Source organism: Agarivorans sp. B2Z047 (assembly GCF_023373605.1).
GTDB lineage: Bacteria > Pseudomonadota > Gammaproteobacteria > Enterobacterales > Celerinatantimonadaceae > Agarivorans > Agarivorans albus.
In genome coordinates this window covers 3,511,218-3,534,873 of sequence record NZ_CP088080.1, presented here as the reverse complement: position 1 = coordinate 3,534,873, position 23,656 = coordinate 3,511,218, and the positions used below count along the sequence as shown (strand labels likewise).

The 23,656-nt window shown below is 41.4% G+C and carries 22 protein-coding genes; 18 read left to right on the top strand and 4 right to left on the bottom strand.

Annotated elements, in window-relative coordinates:
- Positions 1 to 3: 3 nt before the first annotated feature.
- The 10 genes from LQZ07_RS16105 (at position 4) to LQZ07_RS16060 (ending at position 11,380) form a co-directional block, all read left to right on the top strand.
- Entirely contained in the window at positions 4 to 888 is an 885-nt protein-coding gene (locus LQZ07_RS16105) for a hypothetical protein (protein WP_152781255.1), read from the top strand.
- A 34-nt stretch (positions 889 to 922) separates the two neighbouring features.
- Positions 923 to 2,092, top strand: coding sequence for a glycosyltransferase family 2 protein (locus LQZ07_RS16100; RefSeq protein WP_152781254.1), 1,170 nt, complete (start codon positions 923 to 925; stop codon positions 2,090 to 2,092).
- A 3-nt stretch (positions 2,093 to 2,095) separates the two neighbouring features.
- The gene (locus tag LQZ07_RS16095; protein ID WP_152781253.1) at positions 2,096 to 3,223 is read left to right on the top strand and encodes a glycosyltransferase family 4 protein; all 1,128 of its coding nucleotides are present in this window, start codon (positions 2,096 to 2,098) and stop codon (positions 3,221 to 3,223) included.
- A gap of 54 nt (positions 3,224 to 3,277) precedes the next feature.
- On the top strand, positions 3,278 to 4,183 hold the full coding sequence (gene cysD, locus LQZ07_RS16090) for a sulfate adenylyltransferase subunit CysD (RefSeq protein WP_152781252.1): 906 nt from the start codon (positions 3,278 to 3,280) through the stop codon (positions 4,181 to 4,183).
- Between the two features lie 89 nt (positions 4,184 to 4,272).
- Positions 4,273 to 5,694 carry a sulfate adenylyltransferase subunit CysN gene (gene cysN / locus LQZ07_RS16085; protein ID WP_152781251.1) on the top strand — a complete coding sequence of 474 codons (1,422 nt, stop codon included), beginning with the start codon at positions 4,273 to 4,275 and terminating at the stop codon, positions 5,692 to 5,694.
- The gene (locus LQZ07_RS16080) at positions 5,694 to 7,424 is read left to right on the top strand and encodes an SLC13 family permease (protein WP_152781250.1); all 1,731 of its coding nucleotides are present in this window, start codon (positions 5,694 to 5,696) and stop codon (positions 7,422 to 7,424) included. Before cysN ends, LQZ07_RS16080 begins: the two co-directional genes overlap by 1 nt.
- Positions 7,425 to 7,474: 50 nt before the next feature.
- Entirely contained in the window at positions 7,475 to 8,080 is a 606-nt protein-coding gene (gene cysC, locus LQZ07_RS16075) for an adenylyl-sulfate kinase (RefSeq protein ID WP_152781249.1), read from the top strand.
- A gap of 27 nt (positions 8,081 to 8,107) precedes the next feature.
- A complete protein-coding gene (locus LQZ07_RS16070; RefSeq protein ID WP_152781248.1) occupies positions 8,108 to 9,067 on the top strand; it encodes a DHHA1 domain-containing protein in 960 nt (319 codons plus the stop codon).
- Positions 9,068 to 9,163: 96 nt separating this feature from the next.
- Positions 9,164 to 10,165: an NAD-dependent epimerase gene (locus LQZ07_RS16065; RefSeq protein ID WP_152781247.1), complete on the top strand. Its 1,002-nt coding sequence runs from the start codon at positions 9,164 to 9,166 to the stop codon at positions 10,163 to 10,165.
- A gap of 48 nt (positions 10,166 to 10,213) precedes the next feature.
- Positions 10,214 to 11,380, top strand: coding sequence for a nucleotide sugar dehydrogenase (locus LQZ07_RS16060; RefSeq protein WP_152781245.1), 1,167 nt, complete (start codon positions 10,214 to 10,216; stop codon positions 11,378 to 11,380).
- Between the two features lie 63 nt (positions 11,381 to 11,443).
- Here the strand turns inward: LQZ07_RS16060 and LQZ07_RS16055 are convergent, their stop codons facing one another.
- Genes LQZ07_RS16055 through LQZ07_RS16045 form a run of 3 tightly spaced genes read right to left on the bottom strand, consistent with a single transcriptional unit; the run spans position 11,444 to position 15,104 of the window.
- A complete protein-coding gene (locus LQZ07_RS16055) occupies positions 11,444 to 13,570 on the bottom strand; it encodes a YjbH domain-containing protein (RefSeq protein ID WP_152781243.1) in 2,127 nt (708 codons plus the stop codon).
- The gene (locus tag LQZ07_RS16050; RefSeq protein ID WP_152781241.1) at positions 13,563 to 14,402 is read right to left on the bottom strand and encodes a capsule biosynthesis GfcC family protein; all 840 of its coding nucleotides are present in this window, start codon (positions 14,400 to 14,402) and stop codon (positions 13,563 to 13,565) included. The genes LQZ07_RS16055 and LQZ07_RS16050 overlap by 8 nt, the downstream gene beginning before the upstream one ends.
- Before the next feature lie 33 nt (positions 14,403 to 14,435).
- The gene (locus LQZ07_RS16045; RefSeq protein ID WP_194164092.1) at positions 14,436 to 15,104 is read right to left on the bottom strand and encodes a YjbF family lipoprotein; all 669 of its coding nucleotides are present in this window, start codon (positions 15,102 to 15,104) and stop codon (positions 14,436 to 14,438) included.
- Positions 15,105 to 15,303: 199 nt separating this feature from the next.
- Here LQZ07_RS16045 and ppiC point away from each other — a divergent pair, with 199 nt between their 5' ends.
- On the top strand, positions 15,304 to 15,582 hold the full coding sequence (gene ppiC, locus LQZ07_RS16040) for a peptidylprolyl isomerase PpiC (protein ID WP_152781237.1): 279 nt from the start codon (positions 15,304 to 15,306) through the stop codon (positions 15,580 to 15,582).
- Positions 15,583 to 15,688: 106 nt separating this feature from the next.
- On the opposite strand, the gene LQZ07_RS16035 is transcribed toward ppiC, so the two are convergent.
- Positions 15,689 to 16,345, bottom strand: a complete 657-nt coding sequence (locus tag LQZ07_RS16035; protein ID WP_152781235.1) for a glycine zipper family protein — start codon at positions 16,343 to 16,345, stop codon at positions 15,689 to 15,691.
- Between the two features lie 310 nt (positions 16,346 to 16,655).
- Here LQZ07_RS16035 and LQZ07_RS16030 point away from each other — a divergent pair, with 310 nt between their 5' ends.
- From LQZ07_RS16030 to LQZ07_RS16000, 7 genes are read left to right on the top strand one after another with little or no spacing between them, the layout of a single operon-like run.
- Positions 16,656 to 17,963 carry a flippase gene (locus LQZ07_RS16030; protein ID WP_194164091.1) on the top strand — a complete coding sequence of 436 codons (1,308 nt, stop codon included), beginning with the start codon at positions 16,656 to 16,658 and terminating at the stop codon, positions 17,961 to 17,963.
- Complete coding sequence (locus tag LQZ07_RS16025; RefSeq protein WP_152781231.1) at positions 17,953 to 19,164, top strand: O-antigen polymerase; 1,212 nt, start codon at positions 17,953 to 17,955, stop codon at positions 19,162 to 19,164. Before LQZ07_RS16030 ends, LQZ07_RS16025 begins: the two co-directional genes overlap by 11 nt.
- Positions 19,165 to 19,173: 9 nt before the next feature.
- Positions 19,174 to 20,088: a glycosyltransferase family 2 protein gene (locus LQZ07_RS16020; RefSeq protein WP_152781229.1), complete on the top strand. Its 915-nt coding sequence runs from the start codon at positions 19,174 to 19,176 to the stop codon at positions 20,086 to 20,088.
- Complete coding sequence (locus LQZ07_RS16015; protein WP_249483201.1) at positions 20,081 to 21,181, top strand: glycosyltransferase; 1,101 nt, start codon at positions 20,081 to 20,083, stop codon at positions 21,179 to 21,181. Before LQZ07_RS16020 ends, LQZ07_RS16015 begins: the two co-directional genes overlap by 8 nt.
- Positions 21,182 to 22,351, top strand: a complete 1,170-nt coding sequence (locus LQZ07_RS16010) for a glycosyltransferase family 4 protein (protein ID WP_152781225.1) — start codon at positions 21,182 to 21,184, stop codon at positions 22,349 to 22,351.
- On the top strand, positions 22,352 to 22,963 hold the full coding sequence (locus tag LQZ07_RS16005; RefSeq protein ID WP_016402499.1) for a sugar transferase: 612 nt from the start codon (positions 22,352 to 22,354) through the stop codon (positions 22,961 to 22,963).
- Positions 22,960 to 23,580 (top strand): acetyltransferase, encoded by a 621-nt coding sequence (locus LQZ07_RS16000; RefSeq protein WP_016402498.1) that lies wholly within the window; start codon positions 22,960 to 22,962, stop codon positions 23,578 to 23,580. The genes LQZ07_RS16005 and LQZ07_RS16000 overlap by 4 nt, the downstream gene beginning before the upstream one ends.
- Positions 23,581 to 23,656 lie beyond the last annotated feature (76 nt).

Below are 23,656 nucleotides of genomic sequence, written 5' to 3'. Positions count from 1 at the left end.
GTAATGAAATATGAAACCCTATACTTACATATTGGGTGGTCCAAAACCGGAACATCTGCAATTCAATATCATTTAAATGAAAATTTCTCAGAGTTGTCAAGACAGGGTATCTTGTATTCAAAGACCCTTCAAATGAATGATCAAGCCCACCACCACTTTGCTTTAGCATTTTCACCAATACATGGCTACCCTGCAAAGTATAGTGTGCCGCAAGTATTAGATCTTGTTGATGACGAAATGTTAGCGGAGCAATGCTGTAGTGCTTTAATCTCATCTGAGTTATCCCCTTTTTATTTGGCTAACCCCAAATTTAACAATTGGGTAAAGAAATTCGAGAGAGTTGAGGTGATTGCCACCATCCGGCAGCAGTCTGAAGTATTTTTATCTTTGTATAATCAATTAATTAAGGATCCTCAGGTTAGATTGAAAGCAAGCTTTTTCCAGCTTGCGATTAATAATTTTCAAAAGTTCAATTATTTTACTCAGTTAAATCGATGGGCTAAGGTGCTTGGTAAAGAAAATGTAACCGTATTAGATTATGACAAAGATATCGTTGATCGTTTTCTTAGTTTGTTCAAGCTTAAAGAATGTAGCTCAACCACCTCGGTTATAAACAAATCGCTACCAATAGATTCACTCTCTCTGATTCAACAAAGAACTAGGAACGTAAATCAACCTGGAAAATATAAAGAAATAGTAGATAGCGTTTTAGAAGAAATCGATAGAAAAAGAGATACTGAATCAGCAAATAGTATTTTAGTAACTAAAGGGGAGTTAGCCGCTATCGATAACTTTTTCACTGGCTCCAATAGGAATGTATTTAGAGACTTTGTACGTGATAGAGCAGAGTGGTCTAAAAAAAAATATAGTGACATTTGGGTTTACTAAGCTCTTCTAAATGCGTTCATTGAGGTTTTAAAGTATGAAAATTAAACTAGTCGCTATCGCTAAAGATGAAGCTGCATATCTGGGTGATTGGATATCACATCACCTGTATTTCGGCATTGATTTAATAGATGTTTATGTAAATAACACTAGTGATAATACGTCAGAGCTCAGCGCCGCTATGGCTAATCTAGAAAGCGTAAGGTTTTTAAATGGTGATTCTTTTTTCCAAGATGGCTTACCTAAGCCTCAGGAAAGAATATATCAACATGCTTACGACTCTGCGCATATTGATGGCGTTACACATGTTTTGTGTTTAGACATTGATGAATTTTGGACTCCAAAAGATTTTAATTCTAGTATTGGGGAATGTATCAATTCTATTGATGGTAATGTTATTTCCTTCGAGTGGTTTGAGGGATACGCAGAATCTAAGGCATTTCTACCGGCATTTAGACAAGTAATTTCAGGAAAAAAACTAAGATTTGTTAAATCTCTTTACTCAACTGGATTAAAAGACGCTCGTCTGAGTGCGCACAATATATATTCGGGAGATGCAGCTTATAGGTTGGCTGATAACTCGGAGTTTAAATTTAAAGGTTTAGATAACGGTCGAATCCTTTCTTCAGAATTGTGTGGTAACCTCAAACCATATTTTGTTTTGCATCGAATGTATCGAAGTGAAACTGAATATGTGTCCTTATTAGGTCGTGGGCGACCTAAAGCAGTAAAGCAAAAAACTTCAGTTTTTAAAGATAATCGCACTGGATATTTTGGCAAGAGGAATGGTCTTCAGTTTGAAATCGCAGATACTGAGTTTAGAAATTACGATGAGTTTAGGCGTTCGTTTTTTGATAAGTACTCTTTGTATGATGTTCAGGCAAAGGGACAAAAATTTGTATTAAAACGTTTTGAGAGCGTACTTAAACTGATTGCAGATGCTGATGATAGCGAAATAGAAACGCTTAAAAGATTATTGACTAATGTAAAATTAATAAAGGTGAAGTCTGCCTATGATCTTTTTTTAAGTAAAGACTTTAAACAAATCACAAAAAATGATATTGACCTGTTCAGGAATGCCGCTATTGCCCTAGAGGATACAAATGTGGAGCTGTCTTTGTCATTGATGAAAGTTGCAAGGCGATTCAGGCCAGAAGGAGCAACGATTAATGAGAAAATTAGTTTGTATACGCAAATGGTCGGGTGACCTTTGACTGACTCTAGATATTTAAAAAACTGTGTATTTGCTGCAAACACTTCTTGGTACTTATACAATTTTCACCAAGGCTTAATGCAACGCCTGATGGATGAGGGGTGGCAGGTTCATGTAGTTTCTCCTTTAGATGAACATACCAGCAAACTGTTGGCTATGGGAATTCAGCATCACGGGCTTAAGCTAAGTCGCCGCGGCACAAACCCTTTTGTTGATTTTGCCAGTTTGCTACAAATTAAGCGCTTATATCGCTCTATCGCGCCAATTGTAGTTTTTAACTATACGCCAAAACTAAATGTGTATAGCACCATCGCTGCGAGTAGTTTAAATATTCCGGTGATAAATAATATTACTGGCTTAGGCACTAGTTTTAGCTCAGACAATTTGTTGAATCGGGTGGTGAGAGGCTTATTAAAACATAGTCAACCTAAGGCCCATCACGTACTTTTTCAAAATGAAGACGATCGAAATATATTTATAGATGGCGACTATGTCACTGCAGCTAAAACCAGTCGCATTCCTGGATCTGGAATAAACTTGGACAAGTTTCGTGCGACTGAAGCTCCAAATGATGGCGTGGTTCGCTTTATTTTAGTCGCTAGGCTACTTAACCAAAAAGGTATTCGCGAATACGTGCAGACTGCGGAAGCAGTTAAGCGTCGAAGAGACGATGTAGAGTTTCAACTGCTCGGTATTCCTGAGCCATCTAGCCCTAACTCAATCAGCTTGGATGAAGTAAACGCTTGGCATACTAAGGGCTTTATCAATTATTTAGGCTCTTCCGATGATGTGCCAAGTATTGTGGGGAAATGCGACTGTGTTGTTTTACCTTCTTACTATCGTGAAGGAGTACCTCGCAGCCTATTAGAAGCTGCGGCTATGGCTAAGCCTATTATTACCACCGATAATGTCGGGTGCAGAGAAACTGTTGAAGATGGTGAGACAGGTTACCTCTGTCAGCCACAAAGCGTCGCTTCTCTCGCTTTAGCGGTTAATGACATTGCTGACCTAAGCCATGCCCAACGAATAGTCATGGGCGATAAAGGGCGCCTTAGAATGCAACGTTATTTCTGCGTCAATAAAGTTATAGCGCGCTACCTAGAGGTTTTACAGGAAATCACGTAATCTAAGCGTGACTAATTTCTTAATGATTTATTGGAATAAAGAGCTTAAACATTAATGGACAATTTTAATTTAACTCATCTCAAAGCTCTCGAGGCTGAGAGTATTCATATTATCCGCGAAGTTGCTGCAGAATTTGATAACCCAGTAATGCTTTACTCCGTAGGTAAAGATTCAGCGGTTATGTTGCATTTAGCTCGCAAGGCTTTTTATCCAGGTAAGATTCCTTTTCCGTTGTTACACGTAGATACGGACTGGAAATTTAAAGAGATGATTGCATTTCGCGATCATATGGCTGAGAAATATGATTTCGAGTTACTCGTTCACAAAAATCCTGAAGGCTTAGAAATGGGTATCGGCCCATTTACTCATGGTAGTGCTACCCATACAGATGTAATGAAAACTCAGGGTTTGAAACAAGCGCTAGACAAGTATCAGTTTGATGCCGCCTTTGGTGGTGCTCGTCGTGATGAAGAGAAGTCTCGCGCTAAAGAGCGTGTTTACTCTTTCCGTGATAAAAATCACCGTTGGGATCCTAAATCACAACGTCCGGAGCTTTGGAATACTTATAATTCTAAAGTTAATAAAGGTGAAAGTATTCGTGTATTCCCTTTATCTAACTGGACTGAGCTTGATATCTGGCAATATATTTACCTAGAGAATATTGAGATTGTACCTCTGTATCTTGCCGCAAAGCGCCCGGTCGTTGAGCGTGACGGTACTCTAATTATGGTTGATGATGACCGTATGCCTGTTGAAGAAAGTGAAATTCAACACAAAATGGTTCGTTTTAGAACCCTTGGTTGTTACCCCCTAACTGGTGCAGTGGAGTCAGAAGCCGACACGCTACAAGATGTGATTCAAGAGATGTTATTGACTAAGACCTCTGAGCGTCAAGGTCGTGTTATCGACCACGATAGCGCCGGTTCCATGGAGAAGAAGAAAATGGAAGGCTATTTTTAGCCTATCTTATCCAAAGGTTTTGTTAACAACTCTATTTAGAATTTAGACTCTAAGTTAGCTAAATCAGGCTAACTTAAAGTGAGGAAAATATGTCACACCAATCAGATTTAATTGCTTCAGACATTGAAGAATATTTGCACCAACACGAACAAAAACAACTGTTACGCTTGTTAACCTGTGGCAGTGTAGATGATGGTAAAAGTACCTTAATTGGACGTCTTCTCCACGACTCAAAGATGATTTTTGAAGATCAGTTAGCCACTATCAAGAATGATTCTAAGCGCTTTAATACTACCGATGGGGAGTTTGATTTAGCCTTATTAGTAGACGGTTTGCAATCGGAGCGTGAGCAAGGCATTACTATTGATGTTGCCTATCGTTACTTTTCTACCGATAAGCGTAAATTTATTATTGCTGATACTCCAGGACACGAGCAATATACTCGTAATATGGCGACGGGTGCATCTAATTGTGAATTAGCGATTGTGATGATTGACGCCCGCTATGGAGTACAAGTTCAAACTCGTCGCCATAGCTTTATCGTTTCGTCCTTAGGTATCAAGCAAGTTGTAGTAGCCATTAACAAAATGGACCTCGTTGATTTTGCCGAAGAGCGCTTTGAAGAAATTAAAGCGGAATATCAAAAGTTTGCTGAAAACCTAAATATTGATAGCATTAAGTTTGTGCCTATTTCGGCTCTTAATGGCGACAATGTTGTAGAGCGCAGTGAGTTGAGCCCTTGGTATCACGGTGAAACTTTGATGGCAATGTTAGAAACTGCTCCTATCACTTCAGGCCTAAACTTTGAAGACTTTCGTTTCCCTGTTCAGTATGTAAATCGTCCTAACTTAGATTTTCGTGGCTTCTGTGGAACCATTAGCTCCGGCGTAGTACGTAAAGGTGACGAAGTGATGTCTTTGCCTTCTGGTAAAGTTTCTAAAGTAAAATCGATAGTTACGTTTGATGGTGAGCTCGAAGAAGCTTTTGCGCCAATGGCTGTTACCCTCACCTTAGAAGATGAGATCGATGCAAGTCGCGGTAATATGTTGGTGCATACTAACAACCAACCGGTCGTTGCTAGCAGTGTTGAGGCAACCGTCGTATGGATGGCCGAAGAGCCATTGATTCCCAATAAGCAATACGACTTTAAACTCGCTACAAAGACAACTTCAGGCTCAGTAGATAGTATTGATTATCAAATTGATGTGAATACCTTAGAGCACAAAGACTCTGTTCGCTTAAATCTTAACGAGATTGGTCACTGTCAGGTGCAGTTTAGTCAGCAGGTAGCCTTTGATGCCTACACTAAAGCACAGGGGACTGGTTCATTTATCATTATCGACAGAATCAATAATGTAACTGTTGGTGCGGGTATGATTACTGGTAAAGGCTCTTTAGATGAAGCTAAGTCTAATGCTCACTTCTCGGCCTTTGAAGTTGAGTTAAATGCTTTAATTAGAAAACATTTTCCACACTGGGACGCAAAGGATTTGAGTGAGTTTCTAAAATAATGTCTTGGCAAGCATTATTGGTACTAGCAACGTTTGCTAGTACCATCGCAGCACTGATCCGTTATCAACATAACCCGACCAAAGTATTTGGTGGGGTTATGTTGTTTTTGTACATCAGTAACCTGGTGTCTTCGGAACAGCTCATCGATAGTGTCGCGAACCCTGGTTTGCTTACTTTGGCGTTGCTGATGCTGTGTTCTATTGCATTAGAAAAAACGCGCTTACTACGCTTAGTAGCATCCTCGATCATTAAGCCTTCGTTAAAAGAGACATGGTTACGGTTGTATAGTGTAACAGTGCTTGCTTCTGCGGCACTGAATAACACTGCGGTGGTGGCGACTTTATTGGCGCCTATACGTAATAATCCTAATCATAATCCAAGTAAGTTGTTACTTCCTCTTTCGTATGCGGCAATTTTGGGCGGCACACTAACACTCATTGGTACTTCAACTAACCTTATCGTTAATAGCTTACTTATCGATACCAGTGGCGCATCATTAGGCTTCTTCGATTTTACGATTATTGGATTAGTTGCGGTAATTGCCTGCGGGGTAACATTAGCGTTTAGTTCTCGTTTTTTACCTAACCACCAAATGGAAGAGATCGATTTTCATAGCTATTTTATTGATGCAAAAGTTCAGGCTGAATCGGGGTTAATAGGGCGTAGTGTAGAAGACAATGGTTTAAGGCATTTAGAGTCGCTGTTTTTGGTAGAAATTGTCCGCCGAAACAAGCTCATTAGTCCTGTAGCACCGGATGAAATACTCGAAGAAGGTGACCGTTTGGTATTTAGTGGTGATATTACCAAGTTAATGCAACTTAGTCAGTTCTCGGGCTTAAAAATGTTTGCTGACTCTAATGGTTTACTTGGCTCTAACCTTACTGAAGTTGTGATTCGACCTGAGAGCATGTTAAGTGGTAAAACCCTAAAAAGTGCCGGATTTCGAGCACAGTTTGATGCTGCGGTAGTTGCTATCCGTAGAGATGGGCACAGAATTTCTGGAAAGCTCGGTGATGCGGTTCTGCAGGCCGGAGACTTTCTGGTCTTAGCGGTGGGTAGTGATTACAAAAATAGGAATAACCTAAGTAAAAACTTTATTTTGGTTAGTGGTGTAGAAGCCGAGAGTCGCTTAAGTGGTCTTAAAGAATGGGTTTCAATTGGCGGTTTTTTTGGGGCTGTAGCATTAGCTGCCATTGGCGTTGTACCACTCTTTAAAGTGATGTTTCTGCTATTAGGTTTACTGTTATTTACAGGTTGTTTAACACCCAGCGAAATATTACGCAGATTCCCAAAAGAAATTTGGTTAATAGTAGCGGCAGCCTTGACTTTGTCTCAGGCTCTACATAATTCTGGCTTAGTTGGGTTACTAGAAAACGCTTTTGGTCACATTAGCGATCCTAGATTTATTTTGGTGTCGTTATTTGTTGTTTATTTATTGACTTGGTTACTCACTGAACTAGTCACCAATAATGCGGCCGCAGCGTTGATGTTCCCGATTGCTTATGGCTTTGCCTTAGCGGTTGATGCTAACCCTATGGCCTTTACAATGATTGTTGCATTTGGCGCTAGCGCTAGTTTTGTTAGCCCTTATGGTTATCAGACTAATTTAATGGTGTATAACGCAGGTCGTTACCGTTTGATTGATTTTGTGAAGGTGGGTTTCCCAGTTGCATTAGTTTATGCATTGGTGGTGTTAACCTTAGTACCTATTATGTTTCCCTTGACGTAGATATATACAAGTCGTTTAGTGGGATTGAATTTTAATTTTTTGAGGTTGTTATGGATACTAAAAGCGAAAATGTTGTTTGGCATGCTCATAGTGTAAGCCGTGATGCTCGTTCTGAAGTGAAACAACATAAACCCTGTGTTTTATGGTTTACCGGCTTAAGTGGGTCTGGTAAGTCTACGGTTGCTAACGCTGTTGACCATTTATTACATAAAAGAAAGGTTCATACCTATGTATTAGATGGTGACAATGTACGCCACGGTTTAAATGGTGATTTAGGTTTTTCTGATAAAGACCGGGTAGAAAACATTCGCCGCATTGGTGAAGTGGCTAAGTTGTTTGTTGATGCTGGTTTAGTTGTATCAACCGCTTTTATTTCTCCTTTCAAAGCTGACCGAGATTTGGTGCGTAATCAGTTGTCTGGCGGAGAGTTTTTTGAAGTCTTTATCGATACACCACTCGAGGTATGTGAGCAGCGCGACCCTAAGGGCCTGTATAAAAAAGCGCGCGCTGGAGAGATAAAACATTTTACCGGTATTGACTCCGCTTACGAAATCCCTACTAGTCCAGATATTCATGTTAAAACTGATGGTAAAACCATTGAAGAATGTGCTGCCGAAGTGATTGCTGCCCTAGAACAATCAGGAATTATTAGCTAACGACTGTTGCTTCAATAGGAAGACGTTTTGAATTATATAGATATATTTAACGGAGATGCTGACGGCATCATCGCCTTACTGCAGCTACGCTTAGCTGAGCCAAGAGACAGCCAACTTGTAACTGGTGTTAAGCGTGATATTCAATTAATGAAAGCGCTTAAATACACTGCTGATTGCGATGTCACAGTGTTAGATATCTCAATGGAAAAAAACATTAAAGGGTTGGTACAAGCTTTAGAGGCTGGAGCTACTGTTCAATACTTTGACCATCATCGCCCCGGTGAAATACCTAAACATGATTTGTTAGATGCTCATATTGATATGGACCCGAATGTTTGTACTGCGCTTCTTGTGGACGCTTACTTAAACGGAAGGTTTCATTTGTGGGCGATTACTGCCGCCTATGGCGATAATTTGATAGCGAAGGCCGAACAGCTAGCAGATGCCGCTAAATTAAGCACTTCTCAGCGAGAACAATTAAAGGAGTTTGGTACTTTAATTAATTATAATGGCTATGGTGCTACTGTAAGTGATTTGCATATACCACCGGCAACATTATTTGAAATGTTGTTGCCTTATCAAAACCCATTTGACGCAATAGCAGCTGACAACTCACCTTTTGCGTTGCTACAACAAGCTTATCAGCAAGATATGACTAAGGCGGAAGCAGCTGAGTGTATCGCTAATACGGATGCCTCAGAAGTTTACTTGTTGCCAAACCAGCAGTGGAGTCGACGCGTAAGTGGGGTATTTGGTAATTACCTAGCTAATCAGCATCCAAACAAGGCACATGCGGTAGTGAGTGACAGTGGAGATGATACTTACCTTATTAGTGTACGAGCTCCCCTTAAAAATAAAACTGGTGCTGATGAGGTGTGCAGTGAGTTTGTAACTGGCGGAGGCAGAAAAGCTGCTGCTGGGATTAACAAATTACCTAAAGTGCAGCTTGATGCTTTTGTTAGCAGGCTCAATCAGTTTTATAGTTGAACGTTAATCGAGTAGACTAACGGTTCTCGTTTCTGTAATTGGATTTTTGAATAAAGCTAGTTGTATCAACTAGCTTTATTTTTAACTGAAGGTGCTATGAAGTATTTGGTAACCGGTGCTGCTGGGTTTATAGGTTTTCATGTTGCTAAGCGCTTATGTGAAGAAGGGCATGAGGTTGTTGGAATAGATAACCTAAATAATTATTATGATGTTAACTTAAAGCTAGCGCGATTAGAGCGTTTAAAAAACTACTCTTTATTTAGTTTCTACACTATCGATTTATTTGATCGAGAAGCCATTGATCAATTGTTCGCCGAGCAACAGTTTCAACGAGTTATCCATTTAGGTGCACAAGCAGGGGTTAGGTATTCTTTAGAGAATCCACATCGATATGCGGATGCAAATCTCGCTGGGCATATAGATATATTAGAAGGATGCAGTAAATACAATGTTGAACATTTGGTTTATGCTTCAAGCAGCTCTGTTTATGGCATGAACAATAAGTTGCCCTTCTCCGTAAAAGATCCTGTTGACCATCCCGTTTCACTGTATGCAGCCACAAAACGCGCTAACGAGCTGACCTCACATACCTATTCACACTTGTTCGGTTTACCAACTACAGGCTTGAGATTCTTTACGGTTTATGGTCCATGGGGAAGACCGGATATGGCTCCCTTTAAGTTCACTAAAGCCATATTGGAAGGAACCACCATTGATGTTTACAACAATGGTGACCTCTCAAGAGACTTTACCTATATCGACGATATTGTTGAAGGAGTAATGCGAGTCCAAGCTCTTATTCCAAGTGGTTCCGTATGTAGCTCTTATAAAGAGCCAAATCAAAGCAGCGCACCTTATGCTTTGTATAATATTGGTAACGGGGCACCTGTTAAGTTAATGGACTTTATTCGAGCCATAGAGAAGGCGACAGGGAAAGACGCAAATAAGGTGTTTTTGCCTATGCAGCCAGGTGATGTTTATAACACTTGGGCAGATACTACCGAGCTATTTGAAGCGACTGGCTATAAGCCTAAAGTGGGCATTCAGCAAGGTGTGGAACGATTTGTCGAGTGGTATAAAGACTATTATTTAAAATAAATAAGTATTTAGAACTGTATTTAAACAAGTTTTTGGAAAAGGAAGTTTATGAAAGTTGCTATTGCTGGCACTGGTTATGTTGGCTTATCAAATGCGATGCTGCTTGCTCAGCACCACGAAGTTGTTGCTGTGGATATTGTTCCTGAAAAAATCGCTTTACTTAACACCAAGCAATCACCTATCGCAGATGCAGAAATTGAAGATTTTTTGGAGAATAAGTCGTTAAGCTTTACCGCTACGCTGGATAAGCAACAGGCTTATCAAGATGCGGATTATGTTATTATTTCCACTCCTACGGACTATGATCCTGAGACTAACTACTTTAATACTAAATCTGTTGAAGCTGTGATTTCAGATGTATTGGAAGTAAACCCGCAAGCGGTGATGGTGATTAAATCAACCGTGCCAGTGGGGTACACTAAATCTGTACGTGAAAAGTTTGGCGTAGATAACATTATTTTCTCACCGGAATTTTTACGTGAGGGCAGAGCACTTCATGATAATTTGCACCCTTCTCGAATAGTGGTGGGGGAAGAGTCTGAGCGTGCGCAAGTATTTGCCGATTTATTGGTTGAAGGTGCCGTAAAAGAAGACATCGATGTACTGCTTACTGATTCTACCGAGGCAGAAGCGATTAAATTGTTTGCTAATACTTACTTAGCGCTTCGTGTAGCTTACTTTAATGAGTTAGACACTTATGCTGAAACCCATGGGTTAGATAGCCGTCATATTATTGAAGGCGTAGGTTTAGACCCGCGTATAGGTAATCACTATAACAACCCTTCGTTTGGCTATGGTGGTTACTGTTTACCTAAAGATACTAAGCAGTTACTGGCTAACTATAAAGATGTACCTAATAACATTATTGGTGCAATTGTGGATGCTAATACTACCCGTAAAGACTTTATCGCTGAATCAATTGTAAAGCGTAACCCAGAGCGAGTTGGGGTATATCGCTTAATTATGAAGTTCGGCTCCGATAACTTTAGAGCCTCGAGTATTCAAGGCATTATGAAACGCATTAAAGCTAAGGGTATTGAGGTAGTGATTTATGAACCAGTGATGGAAGAAGATGAGTTTTTCCACTCAAAGGTGTATCGCGATTTAGCAGAGTTCAAACAAAGCTGTGATGTAATTATCGCCAACCGTATGGTAGATGATATTAAAGATGTAGCTGATAAAGTGTATACCCGCGATCTGTTTGGTAGCGATTAAGGTCGTTATGACTTAAGCAACAAAAAAGGCGCTACTGCGCCTTTTTTGTTGCTTAAAAGTCATCTATTCAAAGTGAGTAGATACGCTATTTTTACTCTTAGGTTTTGTTATGTCATAAAGGCTGTATTTACGTATAAGCTTTTGACCACCATCACGGGTGAGAGGGGTCCAGTTAAACGCAGCATACTTGGTGCTTGAGCGCGTAAGCATCATGTCGAATGGGATTTTTATGTAAAATCCTTTATTAAAACTCCCTTCGCCGTAGTCCTCAGCACTCACATTTGTTTTGGTAAAAAATATGCCGGCAATAGTTCCATTGTCAAACTCTCTTGATAGGTCTACGGTAAAGCCTCTATCACCTGATAAGTATTGTCCACCCGATAATTGAGTATTAATGTTGTACCAAGGGCTCTGCCAGTATAATGCTGCGTGACCAGTGGTAACCTCATAGTCTCTAAAACCAAATTTTCTATCAAATTCTCGTTGTTTTACGCGGTTTAAATCAACGCCTAGAGCCACTGAGCTATTAAATGGCCGGTAGAGTACTTCGCCGCCCACACCGCCATACATAAACTCTAGATAACCTCCGTAATACTGGGCATAAAGGTTTTTGCCATAGTTATCAAAATAGGTGAGCTGAAGATTAGAAATACCAACGTCACTCGCTGTTAAGTACTCCCTGATGTAGGTTCGTGAGCGAGGGATAGCGCCTGTTGTGTCATCAACCGTATAGTTAAATTTGTCGTAGTTACTGGCAATGGTCCAAGAGCCAATACCATCTAGTTTTAGCTTATCGGTAAGTTGATATTCACCCGCTAAGTGGAGTGAAATGGCATAAAAGTAAAATGTCTCTGGGCTCCCAAAGCTCTGGGTTAACCCCGGGTAGAGAGAAACGTTATAAGGTGTGCGTTCTATTTCGGTGGTGCTTACTTCACCCTGTAATTTCTGATCTTTTACAGGACTAGAATTTACATACTCGGCACTTTCGCCTGGCTCAAGCTGATTGTTAGCATTGGTAAGAAAGGCCTCTCGGTCAAGGCTTGTTTGATACAGCGGTATGCTTTCATTGGTTTCGATTACCGTAAATTCACTCACTGACTCGGGTAATCGATTATTTAATACCCTAGCTATTCGATCATCCGCGTCTTTTCTATCTCGATATTTGCTTTGTTGACCGGTTACTGTGACCGATTGTTGACTGAGTAAGATTTGGCTGGCATCCAAGCCTGCATTATCTGATAAGGCGCTAGCAAGTTCGTCTGGGTTATACTCAGACGTCTTGAAGGTTGGCTGCTCTAAGGGCTCGGGTGGCGCGTCTAGTTTAATTTGATTCGGTACGGTTTGAAAGTTTGTCCTAATCGTTATCCCCGCCATTAGAGTGTTACCACGCTCGTAACCGAGGTTAAGGTTTACGTAATCCCCCCACTGATAAACTGCCCCTATGTTTACTGGAAAACTTTGGGTGAATTGGTTGTCTAGGGCTTCGTTTTGATAATCGTTTTGGTCGTATTCTAATTTTAAGCTCAGCCCTTCTACAGGAGTTCTGTACTCTAAGCCCGCAATAACCCCGACATTAGGGCCACGAAAGAAATCGCCAGCTCCTATTTTTCCACCGTTGTCTCCGGGTTTTCTGCCTGGTCTCTCACAGGCACCATCAGTTATGTTACACAATGGGTTGCTTAAGCTGCTACCATTGGATAAGTAGCCCCAACCTAAACCGAGAGTGAAATCTAAGTCGCCCCAACGTTTACTCGCTACAAAGTACTCACTAGCAAATAATCCGGTTCCGCCAATATCACGAAAACCAACTGCGAGCTCTGGTACGTAGAAAGACTCTTCCCATAAACGAAATTTGGCGTCGAAGCCTTTATCTTTATAACTTTGATCACCACTGTAGCCGGGGTAGGGGCTATATAAACGGTTTTCAACGGCTGTATAACGAATAACGCCTTCGAACCAAGGAACGGGGGTTACTGCAATCGCGCCACGAATATAAGGGTCTACGTAATTTACATTAAAAGCGAATTCACCTTCTGGACTCATGCGCGCGGTAGGCATTTGCATTAGTCCCACGCCACCAAAGTCTGACTGGCTTGGTGTGGCGATAGCATTGGTTTGATAACAAAGCGCTCCAAGCACGGCTAGTGTGAGTTGTTTTTGGGCGTAACGCTTATTCAATTGCTTACTCACCTTGGCGTGTTCCTATTATCTGGTTTTGTAATAGCTCAAGGTAGAGCTGATTGATGGCTTGGTAATCGTTACTAAATGTTTGCTCTTTTGCTGGCACATAAATTGTGCTGCCAGGGGCAATAAACCTAGGCTCTCGTTTATTCCAATACGCTATGGGCAATTTTTCAATGCTTGTATCGGGCTTAATCAGCCAAACATAACTATTGTCCGCTAAAGGGAGCGCTGAGCTGTTCTCAAGATAATTTAATAGATCTTGAGTTGCTTTATGGGGCCGCTGGGATTGTTTTGTTAGTCCAGCAATAGCCACGAAGTTAGGGCGAGAGGGTATGAGCAAAGTATCGCCGTTTTGCAGCAGAAAGTTTGATTTTTTGTCGGCAAACACTCTATCTGGGTGAACCGGTGTTACTAAGCGGTCACTGGGTTTAATCGCTGATACATTTTCTAGTACCAGCTCCCATTGCTGTTGGTGTTTATTCTTAAGCTTAATCTGCTCGGATATCAGTGCTGTAAGCTCGGTTTTCTTTTGCTGATAATTAAGTTTGTTGTTTTTTCTTAACCACGCAGTCGCATACCAATAATCATTTTTGCTTAGGCTTATCTGCGTGAGCAGGTTACTTAAGCGGGCTCCTTGCTCAAGGGAGTAACTTTTACTTGGTAAATGACCTTGCTCAACAACGACAGAAATGGTTGGTTTGTCCGCTACTTGTGCTTCGTTAGCGAAGCTGGAACTTGCGAATAATATTAGGCACCAGATGCCAAAAGCTCTTTGACTAAACAGTTTGCTGCTAGATCGGAGAATACTTTTTGAAGCGGCGTTACGCTTTATGCGCATGGTTAGATCTTCCTTGGTTGTTCACATTATTTACTAAATGTCATCGAAGTAAGGTAATAGGCTTTCCAAAAGCAATCTGGGTTGGTCTGGGCCTAGTTGTTGCTCGGAGCGCCAAACGATTTGCTTATTATTGTTTTGTTCTACCCAATAGTGGTTTTCAGCCTGAAAATCTAAGTCGGGGATATGTATATATTCGGTGACTTTTTGTAGCTGCCGCTCTTTTCCAGCAACAAAGTGGCTGGATGACTCTTTGACGGAGAAGCGCGAATGACTGGTTACGCCAAACATGCCTGCACTGATGAAGTCCCGCTTAGCTAAATAATCGATACCTTCGCTAGTAGATAACAAACCAACCTCAAAAGGGTTTTCTTTAGTGAAGTAAACGCCGCTGCTGGAGAAGGGTAGTCCATCGGTACGTACGATTTGACCATGACGGGTGACGATGGTTATACCATCACTCGCTGCCCATACTCTTTCATCTTCAATTGCTTTAGCTAAAGCAATATAGGTTTTGGGGTGCTGACCATACTTAACGTATATTGCTGCAAACCCTAAATTAAGGCGTTCTTCTTCTGTTAGGTGAGAGTCGGGTAGGCCGTTAATGGCGATGTCGATGAGCTCTTTACCGCTCTTATAGTCTTGGGTGCAGCCGAGGATTTGAAGAGCTAAAAAGACTAGTAATAATAGTTTACTTAAGCGCATTTCCATTGCCTAGGTCAGTTAGTGAGTTACAGCTTATCATTAGAGCTTTTATGCTGAAAGCATCGTATTAGCTTTCTAGCTCGCTTGTTTGTTTTGTAACCGAAGTTAGCCATGGCAAATATCCTTAACTGGCTATATTAAGGTTTATCGACGAGGGGAATTTAGGTACATTGTTGGTTTTTTAAAAGAGAGCATTATTTTGGCTAGAACGGCAGCAGCTTTACATATTTTGGTTAAACATAAAGAGCAAGCTGAAGATATCATCAAGCAGCTTAAGAAGGGCGCGAAATTTCAAACCTTAGCCAAAAAGTACTCTACTTGTCCTTCAGGAAAAAAGGGCGGTGATTTAGGTGAGTTTCGGCGCGGACAAATGGTGCCGCAGTTTGACAAGGTATGCTTTAGTGGCGAAATACTTGTGCCGCACCTAGTAAAAACTAAGCACGGCTGGCATGTGGTTAAGGTACTTTATCGGACTTAACTTCCAACAGCTTTTTTGTTTATAGTTAGCTTTAGATTTTTAAAGCTAGCTTCAAAATTATTCTTTTTAGAGCTATTGTTTCAGCTTGTTAAAGAACCAATTAGAACTACGAACAACTTTCTGGAAGGTTGTGTTCGAGTCTAATCTGTTTCAGTTTAGTTAAGCTTTCTGACAGTTCGGTTTGAGCTTCTAGTACATTGCTCACTTGTTTGTCCAGCTTGATAATCTCTGCATAACTGGCATTTAACTTATCAACATCTCCTGTTTCGGCATAGCTAAGCGCTTCTAGCCACACCCCAGCTTCTTGGTAATGTGGCTCGCTGGCGGCCTTTGACAACTGAGCTTTATTTAAAGCGCTAGAGTAATCACATTTAGCTAATGCAACTATACCGTCAACAGCTGGTTCTCCAATCGCTGCAATAAGCTGTCCTTTGCTGGGTAGTTGATTAGTGCTGTTTTGAGTAGTTTGTTGTGGTGCTTCCTTTGCAGAGCTTTGTTTAGCATCTTGTACTGCCCCTACTGCAGCGCCTGATGCTGCACCTACCGCTGCGCCTCTCGCTGCCGATTCTAAAGGATCGCCGTCCCAAATTAAGCCTGAGACTAAACCGCCAGCAGCGCCGGCCAAAGCGCCTGTTCCAGCGCCTTCTGCGGTATTTGCGCAGCCACTATTGTTAAAAAGGCTAATGGATAGAAAGCTAGCGGAGGCAAGCTTGAGTAATAGCTTTTTGTTCGGAATAATTTGTTTTAGTAAGCTTATGGCCATTTTACGTCCTTGGTGTAATAGCGTTCGATTATCCAGGCGTTTTACCGCAGTGGTAACTAGGGATCTCTTTTCTAAATAGTAAACTATGCGTAAGTGAAAAGCTGTTAATTTACTCAATTGATGTTAGCTCACGGTTTGGTATTTTTTAGGCAATAACTGAAACATAATATTGGGCTAAACCGAGTTCAGTGGTACATTTGTGCTGCGAAATCATTAAGATTTTGTTTTGTTTGTTAATGAGTACATTCAGTATGGATACTGAAGAAAGCTAAGGATCGGTTATTAGATATATAACAACATGGGTAATGGCGTGAAAGTTACTCATATTCTTTGGAACATGCTTGGGTTGTTGTTCCCGCTACTCGTCGCCGCGATTTCCATACCAAGTTTAATTGAAAGTATTGGCCTAGAGCGCTTTGGGTTTATAGCCCTTGCTTGGGCTGCCATTGGCTATGCCAGTATTTTAGATTTAGGGATTGGAAGGGCTGTCACGCAAAAAGTAGCAAGCTACATTGGTGCTAATCAGCACCAATGTATTTCTCCTTTGGTATCTACTGCTCTCACTTTAACCTCTATATTTAGTGTGATTTCTCTGTTTGCTGTGATCGTCTTTTTAGCGGCTGGCTTACAAGAGTACATTCCACGCGAAGATGTCACTAATGAAGAACTTACATGGTCGATTGCTTTACTTGCATTAGCTATTCCGTTGCAAGCCTTAAGTGCCACTTATAAGGGGGTTAACGAGGCTTATCTAAACTTTAAGGGAATTAGTGTTCTTCGCATGCTGCTTGGCGCTGCAAATTTCGGCCTACCTTTTATCGTTTCTATGTATAGTCAGAACCTAAGCTTTCTTATTGCTAGCTTGGTCGTTTCTCGGCTTGTCGCTTTTTTTGTTTATCGGGCTTTTGCTAATAAACAAATGGATGAAGCTAACTTGCAGCGAGTATTTGTTTTTGAGCTTAGTTTAGTACGAGAACTCTTTACGTTTTCCGGTTGGGTCACTTTAAGTAGTGTTATTGGGCCGTTCCTGGTTCAGGTAGATCGCTTCTTTATTAGCATTTTGTTGTCGGCTTCTGCGGTCACGCTTTATGTGATTCCTTATGAGGTGTCAGTTCAATCTTTAGTGGTGGTTGGAGCGATTAGTTCAGTTGCTTTTCCTACTATTAGTCGGCTGCTTACGGCTGATAGGCTGCAAGCTAACGCTGTTTTTAAGCGTTGGTTAATCATCGTAATTATCGGTATGGCCTTTGTGTGTGGCTTGTTGTTTTGGTTAATGCCTTATCTATTAAGACTATGGGTGGGGCAGTTTGTTGATGATAGCTCAATTCTGGTAGGCCAAATTATGTGCGTGGGTGTTTACCTTAATGCGATAGGGGCAATGTTATATGCTTGGTTGCACGCTAACGGTAAAACTAAAATTACTGCGTTAGCGCACTGCATTGAGCTGCCGATTTTTGTCGGTTTACTCTATTTTTCTATTAGCCAGTGGGGCATCGTAGGGGCAGCTATTGCTTGGGTAATTAGGGTGCTTCTTGATACAAGCCTGTTGTCTCTAGCAACATTGAGTTTGGCAAAACAGCATAATGCTAATTCGGAAGATGCTTTAGATGTTTCCTAGCTTACTGTCGGTCATTGCGTGTGTCATTGCCTGCTCCTTTGTGGTGTTTAATAGTGTTGTATTTAAAGACTTTCGACAACCTGCCATTATTCACTCCGTTATGTGGGCGTCTATTTTAGTGCTACATACCTTTGTGCCGCATGGTTTGTTTCCTGCTGGACCTCATGTTCTCTCGGTGGTGTTGTTTTCTCTAGTTTGCTTTACCGGGGGCGCAATTCTTGTTGCTTATTTGTTTCAGCACCGAAATACCGAAGACATTGTGAGTCGTTACGATGTTCCGTATTTTAGGCGATTTTATATTGGCTACTTTGTTATGGCAGCCTTGGTTTCGCCATTAATGTTTAATCGAGCTCGGTCTATTGCCGCCCATGGCACCACCGATTCATTTATGATGAATCTTCGGCTCGGCTTAAATAACGAAGCCTTTGGTGGCAGCTTTGGTTGGATGGGATATTTAAGCTTAGTGGCTTTGTCGGCCTTATTTCTTGTTGCTTTAGATATTGGCAACAAGCGAGGAAAACAGTGGTTTTTACTGATACTTCCTGTTGCGCTGTTCTATGTACTAATGAGTACCGGACGAACTTACTTTTTTCTTTTAGTTATTACTCTGCTGTTCATTTTTTCGTTTATTAAACCCGAAAAATTTGGCTTAAAAGCTTTTGCTAGTGGTTTTTTCCTCATATTTGTTTTCTTTTTTTTAATTGGAACCATTATGGGGAAAGTAGGTGAAGGGTCGGGTGGTGCTCTTTCAGCGCTTTATGTTTATCTGCTCGGTGGCGTATCGGCAATAGATGTTGTTTTGAGCTCCCAGCCCGATTTAGCTTATGGTTCAAACACATTTAGAACGTTTTACGCTGTGTTAGCCAAGTTAGGTTTTGAATGGAACCCAGTTAAGTTGGTGAAAGACTACGTATACATTCCACATGCAACTAATGTGTATACGGTTTTTTATCCGTATTATTTGGACTTTGGCTTAAGTTACATACTCATTTCACAATTTGTATTTGGTGTTTTTCATACCGTTTTATACAAAGGTGCAATACGCGGAGGCTATGGGTATATTCTTGCGTACTCAATTAGCGTGTACGCTTTGTTTATTCAATGGTTCCAAGATCAGTATTTATCCTTACTTACCTCTTGGCTCATTGTTTTTGCATTGCTTGCTATGCCACTTATCTTGACTAAAAAAAGCGCAAACTAAGGACTGGTTTTGGCTGTAGATATCGTTATCGTAAATTGGAACTCTAGAGAATTATTAGAAAAATGTGTTGAGTCGATCATCAGGTTTGGTGGCGAACATCTCGGAAAAATCGTGGTTGTTGATAATCACTCTAGTGATGACTCATTGCGCTTTTTAGCTGATTACCCTGAAGTAGACTTACAACAACTCACTGCCAATAAAGGCTTTGCCAGGGCTTGTAATTTAGGGGTTGCGCAATGCAGTGCTGAATACTTACTTTTTCTAAATCCCGATGCGGCGTTATACGAAGATACGCTTAACGGGGTTGTCGATTTTATGCAGCACTCCAGTAATCAAAACGTTGGCATTTGTGGGGTCAAATTAATGGATGAGCATAATCAGGTTGCTAGAAGCTGCTCGAGAACTGCCTCTCCTTTAGGCTTGTTTTTTCACTCTTTAGGCTTAGATAGGCCTTGGCCAAAGCTAGGTCAGGCCATGAGGGAGTGGGACCACTTAAGTAACCAAAAAGTTGACCAAGTTATCGGTGCATTTTACTTCGTGAGAGCGAAACTGTTTGCTGAATTGTCAGGTTTTGATGAGCGATTTTTTGTTTATTATGAAGAAGTTGATTTTGCTTACAGAGCACTTAAAAGTGGTTATTCAAGTTATTTTCTATCAGATGTTAGTGCTTATCACTTGGGAGGCGGTACCTCCGACCAAGTAAAAGCAAGCCGCTTGTTTTATTCATTACGTAGTCGCTTGCAATATGCTTATAAACACTTTGGCTACGCTCAAGCGAGTTTTGTTGCTTTTGCGTCGCTGGCCTTTGAACCTATCGTTCGGTCGTTAAAGGCTTTAATGCGTGGCGATATTCAGAGTATAAAAGAGACCTTTTCCGCGTATAAAAAACTAATACTTTGGGGAGTTGGGCAAGCTAGTGAGTAAAATAATTAAGGTGCTAGCGTTAACTAAGTACTCTTCTCAAGGAGCGAGTTCGCGATTAAGAACGCTACAATACCTTCCTTACTTAGAGGGCCAAGGCATTAATGTTGAGGTAAACAGCTTATACGATAACGCTTATCTGAATAAGCTATATGCCACCGGTAAAAGAACAGGCTTTTTAAACCGCTATTTGTTACGGTTAAAAGTATTGTTTAGTGCTGCTCGCTACGATTTAGTGTGGATAGAAAAGGAGGTGTTTCCTTTCTGTCCGGCGCTGATAGAGCGTTTGTTCAAACTGTTTCGTATTTCTTATGTTGTTGATTATGACGATGCTATCTACTCCCATTATCAGCTTTCTAAGCATTGGTTGGTAAGAGTTTTACTTAAACATAAAATCAGTAAAGTCATGCAACTATCTTCCCACGTTAGTGCTGGTAATCAACACTTAGCTGATTATGCAAAATCTTCAGGTGCGCGGGCGGTTTCAATTATCCCTACCGTTCCAGATTTACAGCGTTATCACACTAAAGCACAGAATGAAGAACAGTCTTTAGTAATAGGTTGGATAGGCAGCCCCACCACTCAAGTCTACTTATATGATATTGCAGAGCAGCTAGCTTGGCTTGCGCAAAAGTACTCTGTTCGTTTGCATTTAATGGGAGCGACAGAGGACGCCATTTCGAATCTGCCGAACACTAACCTAGAAATTTTTCCTTGGAGCGAAGCCGGTGAAGTTCCGTTTATTCAGAATCTAGATATCGGCATTATGCCGCTTAAAGATGGTCCATGGGAAAAAGGCAAATGTGGTTATAAGTTGATTCAATATATGGCTTGTGGCGTATCTGTAGTAGGTAGTCCTGTAGGCGTTAATGAAAAAATTGTTCTTGAAAGTAATAGTGGTTTATTGGCTGATACTCCCGAGTCTTGGCAAGAGGCATTGGTCGCCTTGCTTGAGTCCAAAGATAAGCGAGAAGGGTATGCTAATAACGGCCGTAAGGCGGTGGAGGAGTATTATTCTTTGCAGGTTCAGCAAGTTACTTTAGCTAATATTTTGCGGGATGTCGCCGGGGCAAAGCAAGGGGAGCCGAATACTTAGATGGCCAAAATAAGCAAGAGCAGTAAACTGAATTCAAGTAGGGTATTGGTAATCGCCAGCTTTGCTGATTCCATTTTAAGCTTTCGTGGTGATTTGCTTAAAGCGATGCAGCAACAGGGGAAAGAAGTACATATTGCAGCGCCAGACTTTTCTCTAGAGCAGAAAAAAGCCCTGGTTGAACTTGGTATTACCCCGCATGTTTATACCTTGCAGCGTACTGGTTTAAATCCACTAAAAGATGCTGCCAGTGTGTGGTCGTTGTTTCGTTTAATTCGTAGACTAAAACCTCAGCAAACGCTTGCTTATACCATTAAGCCAGTCATCTATGGAGCGCTTGCTGCGCGCTTCGCTGGTGTAAAAAGTATTTACTCGATGATTACCGGCTTGGGTTACGTATTTACTCAGCAGAATACAACTAAACAAAAAGTGCTGCATTCCCTGGTTAGTCTTTTGTATAAATCAGGCTTAGCCTACTCAAACGGGGTGTTTTTTCAAAACCCAGATGACCGTAAGCTGTTTGTTGATAAGGGCTTAGTACCAGAGCAAAAAACCAAGCTAATTAACGGCTCTGGGATTAATTTAGCGCGTTTCCCACTGCTAAGTTTACCCGCTTTAGATCGCCAGCAGCCCCAAATACACTTTTTGTTAATTGCTCGGCTGCTTAAAGATAAAGGTGTTGAAGAATACGCCGCTGCTGCCCAAAAGCTTAAACAGCAAGGTTACCAATGTGTTTTTCATTTGGCTGGTTGGATTGATGATAACCCGAGCGCGATTGCTCAAACCGATTTAGATACTTGGGTTGAAGAAGGTACTGTTAAGTATCACGGCCGAATAGAGGATGTGGCAGGATTAATTGCTCAATGCCATGTTTATGTTCTGCCATCTTACCGTGAGGGTACGCCTCGAACGGTTTTGGAAGCAATGAGTTGTGGTCGGGCAATTGTCACCACTGATGCGCCAGGCTGCAGGGAAACCGTGACCGAAGGGTTGAATGGTTACTTAGTGCAGCCACAAAGTGTAGATTCATTAGTTGAGGCTCTAAAACGTTATTTCGAGCAACCTGAGCTGCTTACTCAACAAGCCGCTGAAAGCCGTCAGCTAGCAGAGCAGCGTTATGACGTTCGTTTGGTTAATCAACAAATCTTGCAATACATGGATGGAGAGAGTTAGTTGTTTAAGGACAAGGTGTTTTACTTTTTTGAACGGATCGCTGCGGCAATTTTGTTGGTGTTATTGTCTCCGTTATTTTTGTTGCTCTGCTGGCAGGTAGCCTCAAAGCTTGGCAAGCCCATTTTTTTCACTCAGCTGCGCCCTGGTTTACACGGTAAAGCGTTTAATATGATTAAGTTTCGCAGCATGCGCGACGATAAAGATGCTCAAGGTAACTTACTCTCCGACGCAGAACGACTAGGCTCATTTGGCCGCGCTCTTCGAGCAAGTAGCGCCGATGAACTGCCAGAATTGTGGAATATTGTAAAAGGTGAAATGAGCTTTGTGGGGCCACGTCCATTGCTTATGGAGTATTTGCCCCTGTACTCGCCTGAACAGGCAAAGCGGCATGATGTTAAACCTGGGATAACCGGTTGGGCGCAAATTAATGGCCGTAATGCATTAAGCTGGCAGGAGAAATTTGAGCTGGACGTTTGGTACGTTAATAACCGCTCCCTTATATTGGATATCAAAATACTGATACTTACCGTGAAAAAGGTGTTTGTGAAAGACGGTGTGAGCGCAGAAGGCGAGGCAACTATGAGCAAATTTACTGGGAACAGTGAATCATGAAATTAGCTATTTATGGAGCCGGAGGACACGCCAAAGTTGTTGTGGAGTTAGCTAAGCAGTTGGGTTATCAAACTATTTGTTTGTTTGATGAGCGCTGGCAAGAGCTTGACGAAGCCGAAGGTTGCCAAGTGATTGGCGGTTGGGCAGAGATGCTCAGCTTTTTCACCACTAATACCGATTACGATGTGCACGTTGCTATTGGCAATAATTCCACACGCTTGAGCCGTTTACAGCAGCTTCAACGGTTAGGCCTTAAACTACCGATACTGATTCACCCTAAAGCCCATGTGTGTGCCTCGGCGCGACTTGGTGAGGGGAGTGTGGTAATGGCTAATTCAACAATAAGCGTAGGGGTTAGTTTAGGTATCGGTAATATTATAAATCATAATAGCTCAGTTGATCACGATGTTCAGTTAGGTGATTGTGTACATGTTTGCCCAGGTGTTCATCTCGCCGGAGAGGTGAGTGTGGGAGACGAAAGTATGTTAGGAATTGGCAGCTGCGTTATTCAGGGAATTATCATTAAGGAGCGAGTGTTGGTAGGGGCTGGCGCGGTAGTGGTAAAAGATGTGAAGTCTGCTGAAAAAGTGTTCGGTAACCCAGCTAAAACACCTTAATTCACACTACTAAAGTTGTAGATTGAGTAGTTTTACAGCAATATAGGGAAGGTGTTTTAAAGGACTAAAAAAAGTA

Bases quoted from the DNA above. Each gene is read 5' to 3' on its own strand.
- LQZ07_RS16000 (WP_016402498.1), top strand. From the start codon at position 22,960: ATGAAATTAGCTATTTATGGAGCCGGAGGACACGCCAAAGTTGTTGTG.
- LQZ07_RS16080 (WP_152781250.1), top strand. From the start codon at position 5,694: ATGTCTTGGCAAGCATTATTGGTACTAGCAACGTTTGCTAGTACCATC.
- LQZ07_RS16100 (WP_152781254.1), top strand. From the start codon at position 923: ATGAAAATTAAACTAGTCGCTATCGCTAAAGATGAAGCTGCATATCTG.
- LQZ07_RS16065 (WP_152781247.1), top strand. From the start codon at position 9,164: ATGAAGTATTTGGTAACCGGTGCTGCTGGGTTTATAGGTTTTCATGTT.
- LQZ07_RS16025 (WP_152781231.1), top strand. From the start codon at position 17,953: ATGTTTCCTAGCTTACTGTCGGTCATTGCGTGTGTCATTGCCTGCTCC.
- cysN (WP_152781251.1), top strand. From the start codon at position 4,273: ATGTCACACCAATCAGATTTAATTGCTTCAGACATTGAAGAATATTTG.
- LQZ07_RS16050 (WP_152781241.1), bottom strand. From the start codon at position 14,402: ATGCGCATAAAGCGTAACGCCGCTTCAAAAAGTATTCTCCGATCTAGC.
- LQZ07_RS16105 (WP_152781255.1), top strand. From the start codon at position 4: ATGAAATATGAAACCCTATACTTACATATTGGGTGGTCCAAAACCGGA.
- cysC (WP_152781249.1), top strand. From the start codon at position 7,475: ATGGATACTAAAAGCGAAAATGTTGTTTGGCATGCTCATAGTGTAAGC.
- LQZ07_RS16035 (WP_152781235.1), bottom strand. From the start codon at position 16,345: ATGGCCATAAGCTTACTAAAACAAATTATTCCGAACAAAAAGCTATTA.
- LQZ07_RS16045 (WP_194164092.1), bottom strand. From the start codon at position 15,104: ATGCGCTTAAGTAAACTATTATTACTAGTCTTTTTAGCTCTTCAAATC.
- cysD (WP_152781252.1), top strand. From the start codon at position 3,278: ATGGACAATTTTAATTTAACTCATCTCAAAGCTCTCGAGGCTGAGAGT.
- LQZ07_RS16010 (WP_152781225.1), top strand. From the start codon at position 21,182: ATGGCCAAAATAAGCAAGAGCAGTAAACTGAATTCAAGTAGGGTATTG.
- LQZ07_RS16060 (WP_152781245.1), top strand. From the start codon at position 10,214: ATGAAAGTTGCTATTGCTGGCACTGGTTATGTTGGCTTATCAAATGCG.